Here is a 16,494-nt window from a genome sequence, read left to right on the forward strand (position 1 = left end):
CCCTATGTTTGCTCCGGAAGGCCATCCGCTATTGAGTCCAGGAGTTCCCCAGAATCCCGCTGCTAGCGTTCGCCGTGCCCGGTCATTGACGAGAGAAAAGGGCGGCGACCATGACGCAGACGCCATTGAAAGAAGCCGGATATACGCTCGGTGCGACCCTGGCCGACCTCGATGTCGCGGACACGATCGGCGCGCGGGAAAACGTTCTCGGGCGGATCGACTACACCACCGCGGCGGCCGATCCGGTCGTTTCCGCGGGCGGGCCGAGGCTCGCCCTGCACATGGCCCGCGACCGTGGCGAGGCGTTCAGCGAGGTGTGGACGAGCCCGCACGAGGTGACCGCGGGCGAGCACGACGGCGTGGTCTACGCCCACGACGGCGAGTTCCTGTTCCTGGCCGGGCGCATTCCCGAGAGCGGCAGCTACGCGACGGCCACCGAGAAGGCCTATCTCACCGCGCTCGGCCTGGTCCGCGAGCTGGGCTATCCGCGCTGCTACCGGATGTGGAACTTCGTCGGCCGGATCAACCAGGACAACGCCGAGGGCCTGGAGAACTACCGCGACTTCTGCCTGGGCCGGGCCGACGCGTTCGCGCACATGCGGTTCAACGAGACCGAGATCCCGGCCGCGACCGGCATCGGCTCGCACGGCGGCGGGATCGGCTTCTACTTCCTGACCAGCCGTTCCGGCGAGCCGATCGCGATCGAGAACCCGCAGCAGTGGGCGGCCTACCACTACCCGCAGCGTTACGGCCCCAAGGCGCCCAAGTTCGCCCGGGCCACGCGGCTGGGCGGCCGGGTCTACGTCTCGGGCACGGCGAGCATCACCGGCCACGAGTCCCGGCACGCCGGTGACGTCGTGCGCCAGACCCACCTGTCGCTCGAGAACATCGCCCGGGTGATCGGCGCCGGCAACCTGTACGAGCACGGCATCGGGGACGGCTACTTCCTGTCCGACCTCGATCAGATCAAGGTCTACGTGCGGCACGCCGAGCACATCCCGGCCGTACGGGCGATCTGCACCCGGGCGTTCTCACCGGCGGCCGAGGTGCGCTATCTCAACGTCGACGTATGCCGTTCCGACCTGCTGGTCGAGATCGAGGGAATCGCGTACTGATGTCTGCCGTCGCCGAACTGCACCAGCGCTGGGAAATGCTCCCGGCGCGCGAGCAACCCGATTGGCGCGACCATCCGGAACTGTCCCGTATTCGCGCCGAATTACGTTCCCGTGAACCGCTGGTAACGGAAAGCGAAATCGCGGCGGCACGGGCCGGAATCGCGAAGGTGGCGGCCGGGGAAGCACTATTGCTCCAGGCCGGCGACTGCGCGGAGAGTTTCGCCGAATCGGGGCCGGAGCACACCGCCGCCAAGGTGGCCGCGCTGACCGGGCTGAGCGATCTGCTCTCCCTGTCCACGGGCCGCCCGGTGATGCGTTTCGCGCGGATGGCCGGGCAGTACGCCAAGCCCCGCTCGAGCCCCACCGAGATGGTCGGCGGGGTCGAGATGCCGACGTTCCGGGGCCACATCGTCAACGCCCCCGAGGCCGATCCGGCCGCCCGCGCCGCCGACCCGGAACGGCTGCTGCTGGCCTACGCGCACAGTTCCCGCGTGCTGGCCGCGATGCCGGACGGGCCGTGGGTCAGCCACGAGGCGCTGCTGCTCGACTACGAGGGCCCGCAGGTGCGGCCCGGCGCGACCGGCGACCTCCTTCTGGCCTCGACCCACCTGCCCTGGATCGGCGAGCGCACCCGGCAGGCCGACCACGCGCACGTGGCGATGCTGGCCGCCGTCGCGAATCCGGTGGCCTGCAAGGTCGGGCCCACCGCGAGCCCCGAGAGCGTGGTCGATCTGTGCGCCCGTCTCGACCCGGACCGCCGCCCGGGCCGGCTCACGCTGATCGCGCGGATGGGCGCCGGCCGGGTGGCCGAGGCGCTGCCCCCGATCGCCCGCGCCGTCCGGCAGGCGGGGCATCCCGTGGTGTGGCTCAGCGACCCGATGCACGGCAACACCGTACGCGCGAAATCCGGGGAAAAGACCAGACATCTCGACTCTATGATCGCCGAGGCCGTGCTCTTCCGCGTGTCGCTGGAACGGCTCGGGCTGCACCCGGGCGGCCTGCACCTCGAGGTGGCCGCGGCCGACGTGACCGAGTGTGTGGGCGGCAACGTGCCGGGCGAGGACGCGCTGCGGCGGCGCTACGAGTCGCTCTGCGATCCGCGGCTCAACCCGTCGCAGGCCCGGGAACTGATCACTTCCGTCTTCTGAGCATGGGGAGCACAGCATGACCGACGTCGACGTGGCCATCGTCGGATGCGGTCCGGTCGGGCTGGTGCTCGGCATCGCGGTCGCCCAGCGCGGCTGGAAGGTCGCGATCCTGGAGCGCTACCAGGACCAGTACCCGTTCCCCCGGGTGGTGGCGTTCGACGGGGAGACCGCGCGCAACTTCGCCACCGTCGGGCTCAACGACGACCTGTACGAGCTGGGCGAGCCGGTCGGCGAGTACGACTTCCAGAACGCGGCCGGCGAGACGCTGCTGCACCTGGACAACCCGTACGAGCCGGACCGCGACGGGTGGCCCAAGGCGGTCATCATGCACCAGCCCACGTTCGAGGCCGCCCTGCGCGCCCACGCCCGCACCCTGCCCAACCTGGAGCTGCGGACCGCCTATCAGGTCGAGAGCCTGACCGACCATGGCGACCACGTGGAGCTCAACAGTGAACTGACTGCGTCCTGGGTGGTCGGCTGCGACGGCGCCAACAGCTTCGTCCGCGAGCACATCGGCACGCCCATCGTGGACCTGAACTTCGAGCACGACTGGCTGCTGTGCGACGTGGTGTTCCACGAGCCCCGCACGTTCAAGCCCAACGACGTGCAGATCTGCGACCCGCGGCGGCCCACCACCATCGTCTCCAGCGGCCGCGGGCACCGGCGGTGGGAGTTCATGCGGCTGCCCGGCGAGACGCTGGAGGAGCTGAGCCGCGAGGACCGGATGTGGGAGCTGCTGGCGCCGCACGGCGTCACCCCGGACAACGCCGACCTGACCCGCCACATCGTCTACACGTTCAAGGCGAGCATCGTGCGGGACTGGCGCCGCGGGCGGCTGCTGCTGGCCGGCGACTCGGCCCACCTGATGCCGCCGTTCATCGGGCAGGGCATGTGCTCGGGCATCCGGGACGCGGTCAACCTGGCCTGGAAGCTCGACCTGGTGCTGCGTGGCACGTCCGGTGACGACCTCTTCGACGCGTACGTGGCCGAACGCGACCCGCACGTACGCAGCACGACCGCGCTGGCCATCGAGGTCGGCAAGATGATCTCGGAGCTGGACCCGGCCGCGGCCGCCCTCCGCGACAAGGTCATGTTCGCCCGGCAGCAGGATCCGGCCCAGGCCGGGGTGCCGCAGTACTTCGCGCTCACCGACGGCATCGTCCGGCGCGACGCCGAGGGCGCGGTGGCCGGCTTGGCCGGCGATCTCGTACCTCAGGGCCGGGTGACGCGCGGCGGCCGCACGGCCATGTTCGACGACGTGGTGGGCCGCGGGTTCGTGCTGCTCGCCACGTTCGACCCCTACCTGGTGCTCGACGAGGACGACCGGAGTTTCCTCAAGGAACTGGGCGCCCACGTCGTCCGGGTGCTGCCCGGCCGCATGCCGGCCAAGAACCTCAAGGACCACGAGGTGGTCGACACCGACGGCGTCTATCTGCCCTACCTCACCGGGGCCCGGCAGGTCGGCGCGCTGGTGCGGCCCGATTTCTACCTGTACGGCTCGGCGTCGTCCCGCCCCGACCTGTCCACCCTGGTCAAGGATCTGCGCGCCGCGCTCTGAGCCGGCCTCAGGCCGCCACCGGCAGGTGCGCGAACAGGTCGGCCGGCAGTTCCCGCCGGTGCCGCACGCGCAGCTTGCGATAGACGCGGGTCAGGTGCTGCTCGACCGTGCTCGCGGTGATGTGCAGCTTCGCGGCGATCTCGCGGTTGGTCAGGCCGCTCGCGGCCAGGGCGGCCACCCGCGTCTCGGACTCGGTCAGCGAGGCCAGCCGGTCCCTCGGGTCCGCTCCCCCGGCGCCGGCTTCGAGACCGGTGCGCAACGGCATCACCTCGTCGCGGAGCACGGCCGCGCCGCACTCCTCGACGATCTCGGCCGCCAGCCGGGCCATCGGCGAGGCCCGGCGCGGCTGCCCCACGCCCCGATAGGCGCGGCTCAGATCGGCCAGCGCCCGGGCCAGCTCGAAACGGTCGCCGCAGTCACGCAACAGCGACACCGCCTCGGCCAGCAGCTGCGGGCGGCTGTGGGCCTGGCTGGTCGCGGCCAGCAGCCGCAACGCCACCCCACGAATGCGCGACGGTCCCGGGCCGACCCGCGCCAGCTGCTCATTGAGCAGGCGCCGCACCTCGGCCCGGTTCTCGCTTTTACGCAGCCAGGCGCCGGCCGCGCTGGTCCGCCACGGCACCAGGCCAGGCGCGTCCAGCCCCCACTCGGCGGTCAGCTTGCCGCAGGACAGGAAGTCGGCCAGGGCCGCGTAGTCACGCCCGGTCGCGAGATAGTGCTCGCCCCGCGCGTGCAGGTAGTGCACGCCCCAGCGGCTCTGCAGCATGGCATCGGGCACCGGCTCGGCCAGCAGGCGCGCGGCGTCCTCGGCTCGGCCGAGCCGGGTCGCGGCGACGATCGCGCCCCCCAGCGGCAGGCCCGCGGCGACACCCCAACCGGCCAGGGGCAACAAATCGAGGGCGGTTGTGGCGTCCTGCCAAGCTGCGCTCAGCTCACCTCGGCGCAGCGCGATCTCGGCCCGTACGGCGGTGAGGTAGGCCGTGATCGGCGCGGTCGGACTCTCGGCGAGCAGTTTGTCGCACCAGGACCGGGCCTCGTCGATCCGATCGGCGTAGAGCAGCACCAGCAGGCCGTTGACCGCCACCTCGGCGCCCCAGACCAGGCCGTCGCTGGCCCGGGCGGACTGCAGCATCAGCTCGGCCTCGGCGACTGCCGGTTCCGTCGCGCCCCGGCCCAGCACGGCGAGGATCGCGGCGGTCGAACGGTCGGTCGCCACCGAGCCCGGGGTCTCCTCACCGGAGTGTGGAAGGGTTCCCGGCCGGGCCAGCCCGGGATGGGTCGCGGCCAGCCAGAGTTCCAAGGCGTGCAGGCGTTCCGGCTCGGTGGCCGCGCGCAGCCGGTCGAGCACCGGCATGGCCTCGTCGGGCCGGCCGAACCAGAGCAGCAGCCGCACCAGGCTCACCCGGTCGAGTCGGCTCAGCTCTCCGGCCGCCTCGGCCGCGATCAGTTCGGGCAGGTGGCGCGTCACGCCGGCCGGGCGGACCCGCCATTCGGCGCGCGCGAGCCGGGCGACCGCGGCGGCCCGTCCGGCGCCCTCGGCGAAGGTGCGGGCGAGTTCCAGGCACCGTACGGCGTCCTCGACCCGCTCCCGCTGCAGCGCCTGTTCGGCTGCCTCGGCCAGCACCGCGCCCGCCCACGGGCCGTCGGCCCGGTCCGCCTCGAGCAGCAGGGCCGCCACCTCGGAGGGCTCGGCGCCCTGGTCGTGGCGCAGGCGGGCAGCCGCCGCATACCGGTCGGCCCGCTCCCCCGGCACCATCCCGGCCAGCACCGCTTCGCGCATCGCGGAGTGCCGCAGACGGCCGTCGAGGAGCAACCCGGCCGTGGTCAGGAGGGCGGTCGCGTCCTCCGGCGCGTCGTCCGGCAAGCGATCCAGCACGGCGAGGCCACGCGCCACCTCCGACGCGTCCGGGCCGCAACGGTGAAGGCAGCTCAGCAGGGCCTGCCGATAGGCCGGCTCGCCCTCGCGCAGAGCCTCCACGAGCAGCGGATTGCCGCCGGTGAGCGGGAAAGCGGCCGGGTCGCCCACGGCCGCCTCGCTCAGCAGCGCAACGGTGAGCCGGGTGCTGTGGCGGTGCCGCAACAGCTCGGTGTGCAGCGTGGTGGCGCCGGGCCGGGGCGCGGCGGCCTCGGTGAGCACGATCAGCGCGGGCACGCCGGGGAGCCGGCGGATGCAGGCGAGCAGCCAGTCCCGGGAGGGTTCGTCGGCGTGCTGGACGTCGTCGACGGTGACGAGCAGCGGCCGGTCGCGCGTGGCCCGGCCGAGGATGGCCTGGCACAGCGCCTGCACGGCCCGCGGCCGGTCGTCACCGGGTTCATCGGCGATGGGCCCGATCGCCTGGGCGGCCACGCCGAACGGCAGGTCCCGCTCGGATACGGCCCCGATCGCGCGCAGCCAGGTGAAGCCGGTCGCCTCGAGGTGTTCGGCGAACAGGTCGAGCAGGGCCGTCTTGCCGGTGGCGACCGGGCCGCCGATGAGCGCGACCTGGCCCTTGCCGGTGCGTGCGAGGGCGGCGAGCCGCTCCAGCTCGGCCCACTGCGGCTCCCGTTCCGCCAATCCGGACGTCATGCCCGCCCTCCACTCCTGGTCTGCGCTGTCGGCAGACTACGAGCGGCAAGACTAGGAATCTTCCGGACTTCCGGACGCCAGGATGCAAGCATGACAACTCACCGCGGGCCGGTTCTCTTCGTGAGCATGCCGGAGAGCGGGTTGCTGAACCCCATGCTGGTGCTGGCCGAGGAGCTGTCGCGCCGGGGCGTCGAGGAGCTGTATTTCGCCACCGACGACAACCGTAAGGCCGAGGTGGAGGCCACCGGTGCGCGGTTCGTCCCGCTGGGCGACGTCATCTCCGAGCTGTCGTCGGTCACCTGGGACGACGAGACCTACGCCGCGGTGACCCAGCGCTCACGCTTCAAGGCGCGCCGGGCCGTCATCGAGAAGACCTTCGTGCCGCGCCTGCTGGCCGCCAAGTACCGCCGCCTGGAGGAGGCCGTCGAGCAGATCCGGCCGGCGCTCATGGTGGTCGAGAGCATGTGCCTGTACGGCTTCCAGCTCGCCATCACCAAGCGGATCCCGTACGTGCTGAGCAACCCGTTCATCCCGAGCAACGCAGTCAGCTCGCTGGTGCCGGTCGGCAAGTCGTACACGCCGAAGGACTTTCCCGTCCCCCACACCGGTTTCTCGAACCGCATGAGCCTGACCCAGCGGCTGACCAACCGGTTGTTCCGGTGGCGCATGCTCACCCTGTTCCTCTCCTCGACCATGCGGCAGCGCAACGCCGAGGACGCCGCCGTGCGCGCCGAGCTCGGCATCGACGAGGCCGCGACCGGTCAGATGACGCGCGTGGAGAAGGCCGAGTTCGTCCTCAACTACTCGATTCCCGAGCTGGACTACCCGTTCGAGCTTCCCCCCTTCTTCCGTACGGTCGGAGCCCTGGTCCCGCCGCTGCCCCAGGCCGAGGCGGGCGAGCTGAACGACTGGCTGGACGAGCACCCCTCGGTGGTCTACCTCGGGTTCGGCACCATCACCCGGCTCACCCCGGCCGAGGTGGCACAGCTGGTCGAGGTGGCCCGGCGCATGCCGAAACACCAGTTCCTCTGGAAGCTGCCCACCGACCAGCAACGGTTCCTGCCCGCCGAGCGCCCGGCCAACCTGCGGGTCGAGAACTGGGTGCCGTCGCAGCTCGACGTGCTGGCCCACCCGAACGTCAAACTCTTCTTCACCCATGGCGGCGGGAACGCGTACCACGAAAGCCTCTATTTCGGTAAGCCGATGGTGATGCGGCCGCTCTGGGTCGACTGCTACGACCAGGCCGTCCGGGGCCAGGATCTGGGCGTGAGCCTGACCCTGGACGACCCGCGCACGTTCCGGCCGGACGACGTGGTCGACAAGCTCACCCGCGTGCTGACCGGCAAGTCCTTCCGGGCCCGGGCCGAGATGTTCGGCCAGCTCCAGCTCGCCGCCGGCGGCCGGGCCCGGGCCGCCGACCTCGTGACCGAGCTCCTCGCCGCGCCCGCCAACGTCTGACGGAGGCCCCCGAAATGTCCACGACCGAACAGGACGCCGTCCCCTTCCTGCTGCGCGGGCCGGGCAAACCGTTCCCCCCGCCCGAATACGTGGAGATGCGCGGCCGCGAGGGACTGGCCCGGGCCGTGCTGCCCAGCGGGGCGCCGGTGTGGCTGGTGACCCGGCACGAGGACGTCCGCATGGTGCTCACCGATCGGCGGATCAGCTCCGACCCGACCCATGAGGGCTTTCCGCGCCCGTTGAAGACCGGTGGGGTGCCGTCGGCCAAGGAGGTGCCGGGCTGGTTCGTCTCGCTCGACCCGCCCGAGCACGACCGGTTCCGCAAGGCGCTCATCCCCGAGTTCACCGTGCGGCGCATCCGCGAGCTGCGCCCGGCCATCCAGGACGTGGTCGACCGCAGCATCGACGCCATGCTGGCGAAGGGCACCGATGCCGACCTGGTCGAGGACTTCGCCCTGTCGGTGCCGTCGCTGGTCATCTCGATGCTGCTCGGGGTGCCGCCCGTCGACCGCGATTTCTTCGAGGCCAAGACGAAGGTGCTCGTCACCATCACGTCGACCGACGAGGAGCGTGACAGGGCCAGCGAGCACCTGCTGCGCTACATCAACCGGCTCATCACACTGCGCACCAAGCGCCCCGGCGACGACCTGCTCAGCCGGCTCATCGCCAACGGCGTCTTCTCGCTGGAGGAGCTGTCGGGCGTGGCCATGCTGCTGCTCATCGCCGGGCACGAGACGACGGCCAACAACATCGCCCTGGGCGCGGTGACGCTGCTGCAGAACCCGGAGTGGATCGGCGACGACCGGGCCGTCGAGGAGCTGCTGCGGCTGCACTCGGTGGCCGACATCGTGGCCCTGCGGGTCGCGGTCGAGGACGTCGAGGTCGGCGGGCAGCTCATCCAGGCCGGCGAGGGCATCGTGCCGCTGATGGCCTCGGCCAACCACGACGAGAAGCAGTTCGCCTGCCCGGCCCACTTCGACCCGAGCCGCTCGGCCCGCGCGCACGTCGCGTTCGGCTACGGCGTGCACCAGTGCCTCGGGCAGAACCTGGTGCGGGTCGAGATGGAGCTGGCCTATCGGACGCTGTTCGAGCGGGTGCCCACGCTGCGGCTGGCGGTGCCGGTCGAGGAGTTGCCCTTCAAGTACGACGGCGTGCTGTACGGACTGCACGCCCTGCCGGTCACCTGGTAACCAACGGAGGAACTACCCATGGCAGCCCGCATTGAGATCGAAGGGGACCGCTGCATCGGCGCCGCGCAGTGTGTGCTGTCCGCGGACAAGCTGTTCGACCAGGACGAGGACGGCTTCGTGGTGGTGCTGAACGGCGAGCCCGACGGCGAGGATCTGGAGGACGCCCGCACGGCCGCGATGATCTGCCCGTCGCAGTCCATCACGGTCGTCGAGGACTGAATTCCCTCTCGTGGAAAGAGATCGGCCCGGGGCGGTTGCCCCGGGCCGATTTCCGTTCACGTCTACCAGGAGACCGGCAGCTCGGCCAGCCCGCCGGCCAGGCGGCCGCCCGGGTGCCGGTGCAGCGACTCGTAGGGCACGGCCAGCTTCAGCGTCGGAATGCGGCGGAACAGCGTGCTGTACGCGACGTGCAGCACGATCCGCACGAGCGGCGCCCCGGTGCAGTGGCGCATGCCGTAGCTGAAGGTGAAGTGCGGGTTGGGCGACCGGGTGACGCGGAACGCGAAGGGCTCCTCGAAGACCCGGGGGTCGTAGTTGGCCAGCGAGAAGTCGATCATCACGAGCTCGCCCTGCCGGATCGTCCTCCCGTCGATCTCGATGTCCTCGTGGGCGTAGCGCGGCAGCACCGGCGAGCCGATGGTGGCCCGCAGCACCTCCTCGACCGCCTTCGCCATCACGTCGGGGTCGGCGGTGGCCAGGGCCAGCTGGTCGGGGTTGCGCAGGAACAGCGTGATGCCGTAGTCGATGTGGCTGGCCAGCCCGGACAGCCCGGTGAACAGCAGCGCCACGATGTGGGTGGCGATCTCCTGGTCGGGCAGGCCGGCCTCGACGAACCGGGAGACCACGTTGTCCCCGGGCTCGGCTCGCACCTGGGTCGCGATCCGCATGGCGAAGCCGAACAGGGTGTCCATGCCGACGTAGGAGTCGCCCTCGTCCTTCACGTTGCCGACCCGGTCCATCATGCTGAGCAGCTCGACCCGGTCGCCACTGGGGATGCCCATCATGTCGCAGAGCGCGGCCTGCGAGAACGGCATCGAGAAGCCGCCGTGCAGGTCGGCCGGCTGCTCCCCGGCCAGGATGTCGTCGATCATCCGCTCGGCGATCGCCTCGACCCGGGCCCGCTGGTCGAGGACCCGGCGGGCGGCGAAGCTGCCGGTGTAGAGGCGCTGCTTCTTCATGTGCTCGTGGCGCTCGACGTCCGGCGGCGCGTCGGTGATGAGCATGTCGAGCATCGGGTTGTTGAGGAACTTGGGCGCGTTGGCCGGGTCGGGGTGCGAGCGGCCGAGCCGGGTGTCGCTGAGCAGAGCCTTGACCTCGGCGTGCCGGGTCACCAGCCAGGCCTCGTGCCCGGCCGGCGTGCGGATCTGACAGACGCCGGCCTGCTTCTGCAGGTCGAGCCGCAGGTCGCCGAACGTCATGATGGTCGGCTGGTCGAGGGTGACGAGCGGCAGCTCGTCATGGGTGGTGGTAGTCACTCGGCGCTCCTAAGCGTCAGGTCGGTCAGCCATTCGTCGATCATCTGAGCGGTCATCGCCGCGTCCTCCATGACCATGGCCATGTGGTGGGTCGCGATCTCGCGGACCTCGTCGGCCGGCACCGCCGTGGCGACGCTCGACGCCGTCTCGAAGTCGGTGCCCTCGGCCTCCTGGGCGCAGCGGATCATCAGCTTGGGCACGGTCGGCTCGTCGCCGATGCCGGTCATCTTCACGAACCAGTGCGACATCGCCGACAGCCGCGCGCTGTTCATGCTGACCGCCGGCGAGTCCATGCTGGTGAAGTAGTTGTTGCTGGTCGCGTCGAAGTTGATGTTCTCGCTGTCGTCGTAGCGCAGGCTCAGCGTATCGAGCATGATGACGGCTTCCGGCCGTACGCCCCAGGTCTTCTCGAGGATCCCGGCCGCGAAGTAGGCGAGCGTGCCGCCCGAGGAATGCCCGATGAGCACGAACGGCTCGCCCTCGGAGGCGTGCAGCACGCTCTCGGCCACCACCCGGCCCGCGGCCTCAGTTGTCGCCGGAAGCGGCTCCCCCGGGGCGAACCCGACCAGCGGCAGGGCCGAGACGTGACGCTTGCCGCGCAGGTGGGCGGCCATCCGGGCGTAAAGGTGGACGCCCGCGCTGGCCCCGGGCGAGCTGATGCAGATGAGGCGGGGCTCGCGGGAGCCGTCGGCCAGCGTCACCGCCTCGGGCAGCTCCTCGAGCTCGGCCGGCGACTCGAAACTGGGCCGCAGGGCGGCCACCGCGGAGAGCAGCCGCAGACCGGCCAGGGACTTGCCCTCGGCAACTGCCTTCTGGAACAGCTCGTGCACGGTCTCGCCGGCCGGCACCGCGACGGTGGTGACGGCAGCGGTCTCCCCCGGGCTCTGGCGCAGCTCGTCGGTCAGCACCCGCGCGAACGCGGCCGGGGTGCGGCTGTCGAACACGATCGACGTGGGCAGCCGCAGGCTCAGCGCGTCGGCCAGCTGGTTGCGCAGCTCGACGGCGATGAGCGAGTCGAAGCCCAGCTCCAGGAAGTCGCGCTGGGGGTCGAGGTCGGCCGCGTCGCCGTGGCCGAGCAGCTTGGCCGCCGTCTCGACCACCATCTGCTCGAGGAACGCCGTGCGGGCCTCCGGGTCGAGGGCATCGATGCGGTCGCGGACCGAGGCCGCGGCCCGGTCGGCCCGCACCACCGGACGGCTGCCGCTGCTGACGAGGTTGCGCAGCAGCGGCGGCACCTGGCCCTGAGCCGAGCGGGCGCCACCGGAGCTGAGGTTCAGCGCGGCCACCGCGGGCTCGGAACCGGCGACGGCGGCATCGAACGCGGCGTGCCCCTGGGCGGCCGTCAACGGCGGGAAACCCGAGCGGGCGATGCGTTCCAGGGCGGCCGCGCTCAGCTCGGCGGTCATGCCGGCCGACGGTTCCCACGGGCCCCACGCGATCGAGGTGGCGGCCCGCCCCTGGGCCCGGCGCTGCTCGGCCAGGGCGTCCAGGAACGAGTTGGCGGCGGCGTAGCTGCCCTGCCCGGCGCCGCCCATGATGCCGGCGACGGACGAGTAGAGCGCGAACACGGCCAGGTCGAGGCCGGCGGTCGCCTCGTGCAGATGCCAGGCGCCGTCGGCCTTCGGGGCGAGCACGGGGTCGATGCGGTCGGGGGTCAGCGAAGCGGCCAGGCCGTCGTCGAGAACCCCGGCCGTGTGGATGACGGCGGTCAGCGGGTGTTCGGCGGGCACGGAGGCGATCAGGGCGTCGACCGCCGCACGGTCGGTCACGTCGCAGGCCACCACGGTGACGGCCTCGCCCAGCTCGGCCACCAGCTCGGGGGCGGAACCGCCGCGCGAGGCGAGCAGCAGGTGACGGACGCCCGCACTGCGCACCAGGTGGCGGGCCAGGTCGGCGCCGAGGCCCCCGGTGCCGCCGGTGATGAGCACGGTTCCTTCCGGGTCCCAGGCGCGCGGCTCGGGACGGTCGCCGGTCAGGGGCGTCAGCCTCGGCGCGTACGCGGTTCCGTTGCGGACGGCGACTTGCGGCTCCTCGCCGGTGAGCAGCCGGGGCAGCACCGCCGCGCTCAGCTCGGCCCGGTCGAGGTCGGCCAGCAGGAACCGGCCCGGGTTCTCGGACTGGGCCGAGCGCACCAGACCGGCCGCGGCCGCTCCGGCCAGGTCCACTTCGGATTCGCCCGGCAGCAGCACCGCGCCGCTCGTGACGAACACGACCCGGGCGGCCCGGAAACGCTCGTCGTTGACGGCCTCCAGCACGGTTTCGAGAGCGAATCGGGTCAGCGCGTGCGCGGCGGTGACCGGGTCGGCGCCGGGTTCGGGGATGAGCGGCACCACGAACACGTCGGGCCCGCTGCCGGCGCTCGACAGGGAATCGCCGTACGCGGAAACCGTCTGTCCAGCCGAATGGATCTTGAAGCTGAGGTCGAGCGGGTCGGTGCCGATGACACCCCAACTGCTCTGCACGCTCGCCGCGGGCACGGGCGAGGCGGTCCAGTCGACCCGGAACGAGGCGTTGACCGCGCCGGCCGCGCGGGCCGACGTGGTGCGCATCTCCAGTTCCTCGACCGAAACCACCGGAACGCCGCGGGAGTCGACCGCGGTGACCCGGACGGCGCCACCGGGCAGCGGGGTGAGCCGCACCCGCAGCGCGGTGGTGCCGGTGGTGTGCAGCGAGGCGCCGCGGAAATCGAACGGCAGACCCTTGCTCTGCTCGCCCAGGAAGACGATGGGGTGCAGCGCCGCGTCGAGCAGGGCCGGGTGCATCCCGTACGCGTCGGCGCCGCCGGCCGCCGCGGGCAGCTGCACATCGGCGTAGACCTCGCCGTCCCGCTTCCACGCCGCCCGTACGCCCTGGAACGCCTGCCCGTAGGCGAGTTTGGCGTGCGCGGCCAGCTGCTCGTAGAAGCCGTCCAGCTCGATCGGCTCGGCGCCCGGCGGCGGCCATGCGGTGGCGTCGAACGTGCCGGTCTGCTCCTCCTCGGCCAGCTCGCCGGTCGCGTGCTGCACCCACTCGCCGCCGTTCTCGGAATAGATGCCGATCCGCCGGTCGCTCACCCGCACCTGCACGGTGACCGCCTCGCGGGCCGGCAGCACCAGCGGCACGGCCAGGGTCAGCTGTTCGACGCGGGCACAGCCGGCCAGGTCGGCCGCGCGGACGGCCAGCTCGAGGAAACCGGTGCCGGGGAACAGGATCGAGCCGCCCACCACGTGGTCGGCCAGCCAGGGCTGCGCGGTCGTGGACAGGCGCCCGGTGAGCACGAGGTCGCCCGAGCCGGCCACGGTGACCACGGCGCCGAGCAGCGGGTGCCCGGCCGGAGCGACGCCCAGGCTCGCCGGGTCGGTGGCGAAGCCGTTGCCACCGGCGGGCCAGTAGCGCTGCCGGTCGAACTGGTAGGACGGCAGCTCGACCACGCGGCCGCCGGTGCCGTCGAGGTAGGCGGCGAGGTCGACCGGCACACCCGAGACGTGCAGCCGGGCCAGGCCGGCGAGCAGAGCGTCCTCCTCGGGCCGGTCCTTGCGCAGCAGCGGGACGGCGACCGCGCCCTCGGGGGCGTTCTGTGCCGCGAGACCGCTCAGGGTGGCATCCGGACCGATTTCCAAATACGCCGTGACACCGCGCTCGACCAGGCCGGTGATCGTGTCGGCGAACCGCACGGGCTCGCGCACCTGCCGCACCCAGTAGTCGGCGTCGGTCATGTCACCGGAGGACACGACCGGGATCACCGGTTCGTGGAAGGTGAGGCCCGTGACCACGTGCCGGAAGTCGTCGAGCATCGGGTCCATCAGCACCGAGTGGAACGCGTGCGACACCGCGAGCCGCTTGGTCTTCTCGAACTTGGCGGCGATGGCCAGAACCTCGTCCTCGGCGCCGGAGACGACTACCGAGTCGGGGCCGTTGACCGCCGCGATGCTGACGTTGGGCGTGAGCTCGATCTGGCTCTCGGCGGCCTGGATCGCCACCATCGCGCCACCGGCCGGGAGTTCCCGCATCAGGCGGGCCCGGGCGGTGACCAGCGCGCAGGCGTCCTCGAGCGAGAGCACCCCGGCCACGTGCGCGGCCGCGATCTCGCCGATCGAGTGCCCGGCCACGAAGCCGGGCACGATCCCCCACGACTCGGCCTGGCGGTAGAGCGCCACCTCGACCGCGAACAGGGCGGGCTGGGTCCAGCCGGTGTCGTCGAGCAGGCCGGGGTTGCTGCCCCACATCACCTCGCGCAGCCTCGGGTCGAGGTGGGTGAACACCTCGTCGAGGGCGGCCGCGAACCGTGGGTGGGCGTCGTAGAGTTCGCGGCCCATGCCGAGGCGCTGCGAGCCCTGGCCGGAGAAGAGCGCGGCCAGGGGCCGGCGGGTGGCGACGCCGCGGGCGATCTCGGTGGCGCCGCCCGGCCCGGCGGCCAGCACGGCCCGGTGCGCGAACAAAGTGCGGGTGGTGCTCAGCGAGTGCGCGACGTCGACCGGGTCGGCGGAAACCGCTCGCAGCGCTTCGATCTGGCGGTCCAGCGCGGCCGCCGAGCGCGCCGAGACGGGCCAGGGCACGACCTTCGGCGTACGGGAAACGGTTGGTCTCGTGGTTTCCGGCGTCGCCGGCGCTTCCTCGATGATGACGTGGGCGTTGGTGCCGCTGACACCGAACGACGAGACGCCGGCCCGGCGCGGCCGCTCCCCCACCGGCCACGGCTCGGCCTCGGTCAGCAGGCGTACGGCTCCCGCTTTCCAGTCGACGTGGGTCGAGGGGCGGCTCACGTGCAGGGTGCGCGGCAGCTGGTGGTGGTGCAGCGCGAGCACCATCTTGATGACACCGGCGACACCGGCCGCAGCCTGGGTGTGCCCGATGTGACTCTTGACCGCGCCGACCCGCAGCGGGGCCTCGGCCGGGCGGTTCTGCCCGTAGGCGGCGAGCAGGGCCTGGGCCTCGATCGGGTCGCCCAGCACGGTTCCGGTGCCGTGCGCCTCGACCGCGTCCACGTCGGCCGCGGTGAGCCCGGCCCGGGTCAGCGCCGCCTTGATGACCTGGATCTGGGCCGGCCCGTTGGGGGCGGTGAGCCCGTTCGAGGCGCCGTCCTGGTTGATCGCGCTGCTCTTGAGCACGGCGAGCACCGGGTGGCCGTGGCGCTGGGCGTCGGACAGCTTCTCCAGCACCAGCATGCCCGCGCCCTCCGACCAGCCGGTGCCGTCGGCGTCGTCGGAGAACGCCTTGCACCGCCCGTCCGGCGCGAGACCGCCCTGCCGGGTGAACCCGGCGAAGTTGGCCGCCGTGCTCATCACGGTCGCGCCGCCGGCCAGGGCCAGGGTGCACTCCCCGGCCCGCAGGGCCTGGCTCGCCAGGTGCATCGAGACCAGCGAGGACGAGCAGGCGGTGTCCACCGTGACGGCCGGGCCCTGGAAGCCGAACGTGTAAGAGAGCCGGCCCGAGATGACGCTGGCCGCGGTGCCGGTGCCGGCGTGCCCCTCGACGTCCTCGCCGCTCATCATCAGCACGTGGCCGTAGTCCTGGCCGTTGGTGCCGACGAAGACCCCGGTGCGACTGCCGCGCAGGGTCTGCGGGTCGATCCCGGCCCGTTCCACCGCCTCCCACGAGGTCTCCAGCAGCAGCCGCTGCTGCGGGTCCATGGCCAGGGCCTCGCGCGGTGAGACACCGAAGAACTCCGGGTCGAACTCGGCCGCGTCGAACAGGAATCCGCCCTGGAGGGTCGCGCTGTGCCCGCCGGCGTCACCGGCCAGCACGTCGAGGTTCCAGCCGCGGTCGCCCGGGAACGACGTGATCACGTCGTGGTCGCCCGAGACCACCTGCCAGAACTGCTCGGGGGTGGTCACCCCGCCCGGCATCCGGCAGGCCATGCCGACGATGGCGACCGGCTCGTGCGCGCCGGCCTCGGCCCGCTCCAGTTTCTGCCGGGTCTCGTGCAGGTCCGCCGTGACCCACTTGAGGTACTCGACGAGCTTTTCTTGGTCGTCCGGCACGTCAGGGCCCTTCCTGGTCCGCAC

Annotated in this window: 9 protein-coding genes; 6 read left to right on the forward strand and 3 right to left on the reverse strand. The window is 72.0% G+C overall.

Annotated elements, in window-relative coordinates; translation table 11 throughout:
- Positions 1-110 precede the first annotated feature (110 nt).
- The 3 genes from JIG36_RS29535 to mhpA are packed head-to-tail and all read left to right on the forward strand — an operon-like array spanning position 111 to position 3,821.
- Positions 111-1,115: an FkbO/Hyg5 family chorismatase gene (locus JIG36_RS29535; protein WP_203379654.1), complete on the forward strand. Its 1,005-nt coding sequence runs from the start codon at positions 111-113 to the stop codon at positions 1,113-1,115.
- Complete coding sequence (locus tag JIG36_RS29540) at positions 1,115-2,263, forward strand: 3-deoxy-7-phosphoheptulonate synthase (RefSeq protein WP_236048428.1); 1,149 nt, start codon at positions 1,115-1,117, stop codon at positions 2,261-2,263. Before JIG36_RS29535 ends, JIG36_RS29540 begins: the two co-directional genes overlap by 1 nt.
- A gap of 16 nt (positions 2,264-2,279) precedes the next feature.
- Positions 2,280-3,821, forward strand: a complete 1,542-nt coding sequence (gene mhpA / locus JIG36_RS29545) for a bifunctional 3-(3-hydroxy-phenyl)propionate/3-hydroxycinnamic acid hydroxylase MhpA (RefSeq protein ID WP_203379655.1) — start codon at positions 2,280-2,282, stop codon at positions 3,819-3,821.
- 7 nt (positions 3,822-3,828) lie between these two features.
- On the opposite strand, the gene JIG36_RS29550 is transcribed toward mhpA, so the two are convergent.
- Positions 3,829-6,387, reverse strand: a complete 2,559-nt coding sequence (locus JIG36_RS29550; protein ID WP_203379656.1) for a helix-turn-helix transcriptional regulator — start codon at positions 6,385-6,387, stop codon at positions 3,829-3,831.
- A 90-nt stretch (positions 6,388-6,477) separates the two neighbouring features.
- Here JIG36_RS29550 and JIG36_RS29555 point away from each other — a divergent pair, with 90 nt between their 5' ends.
- From JIG36_RS29555 to JIG36_RS29565, 3 genes are read left to right on the forward strand one after another with little or no spacing between them, the layout of a single operon-like run.
- Entirely contained in the window at positions 6,478-7,845 is a 1,368-nt protein-coding gene (locus tag JIG36_RS29555; protein ID WP_203379657.1) for a glycosyltransferase, read from the forward strand.
- Positions 7,846-7,859: 14 nt separating this feature from the next.
- Positions 7,860-9,035, forward strand: coding sequence for a cytochrome P450 (locus JIG36_RS29560; RefSeq protein WP_203379658.1), 1,176 nt, complete (start codon positions 7,860-7,862; stop codon positions 9,033-9,035).
- A gap of 18 nt (positions 9,036-9,053) precedes the next feature.
- Entirely contained in the window at positions 9,054-9,254 is a 201-nt protein-coding gene (locus JIG36_RS29565; protein WP_203379659.1) for a ferredoxin, read from the forward strand.
- Between the two features lie 62 nt (positions 9,255-9,316).
- On the opposite strand, the gene JIG36_RS54260 is transcribed toward JIG36_RS29565, so the two are convergent.
- Positions 9,317-10,510: a cytochrome P450 gene (locus JIG36_RS54260; RefSeq protein WP_203379660.1), complete on the reverse strand. Its 1,194-nt coding sequence runs from the start codon at positions 10,508-10,510 to the stop codon at positions 9,317-9,319.
- Positions 10,507-16,470 (reverse strand): type I polyketide synthase, encoded by a 5,964-nt coding sequence (locus tag JIG36_RS29575; protein ID WP_203379661.1) that lies wholly within the window; start codon positions 16,468-16,470, stop codon positions 10,507-10,509. Before JIG36_RS29575 ends, JIG36_RS54260 begins: the two co-directional genes overlap by 4 nt.
- Between the last annotated feature and the right edge of the window lie 24 nt (positions 16,471-16,494).

The organism is Paractinoplanes ovalisporus (assembly GCF_016834655.1).
GTDB lineage: Bacteria > Actinomycetota > Actinomycetes > Mycobacteriales > Micromonosporaceae > Actinoplanes > Actinoplanes ovalisporus.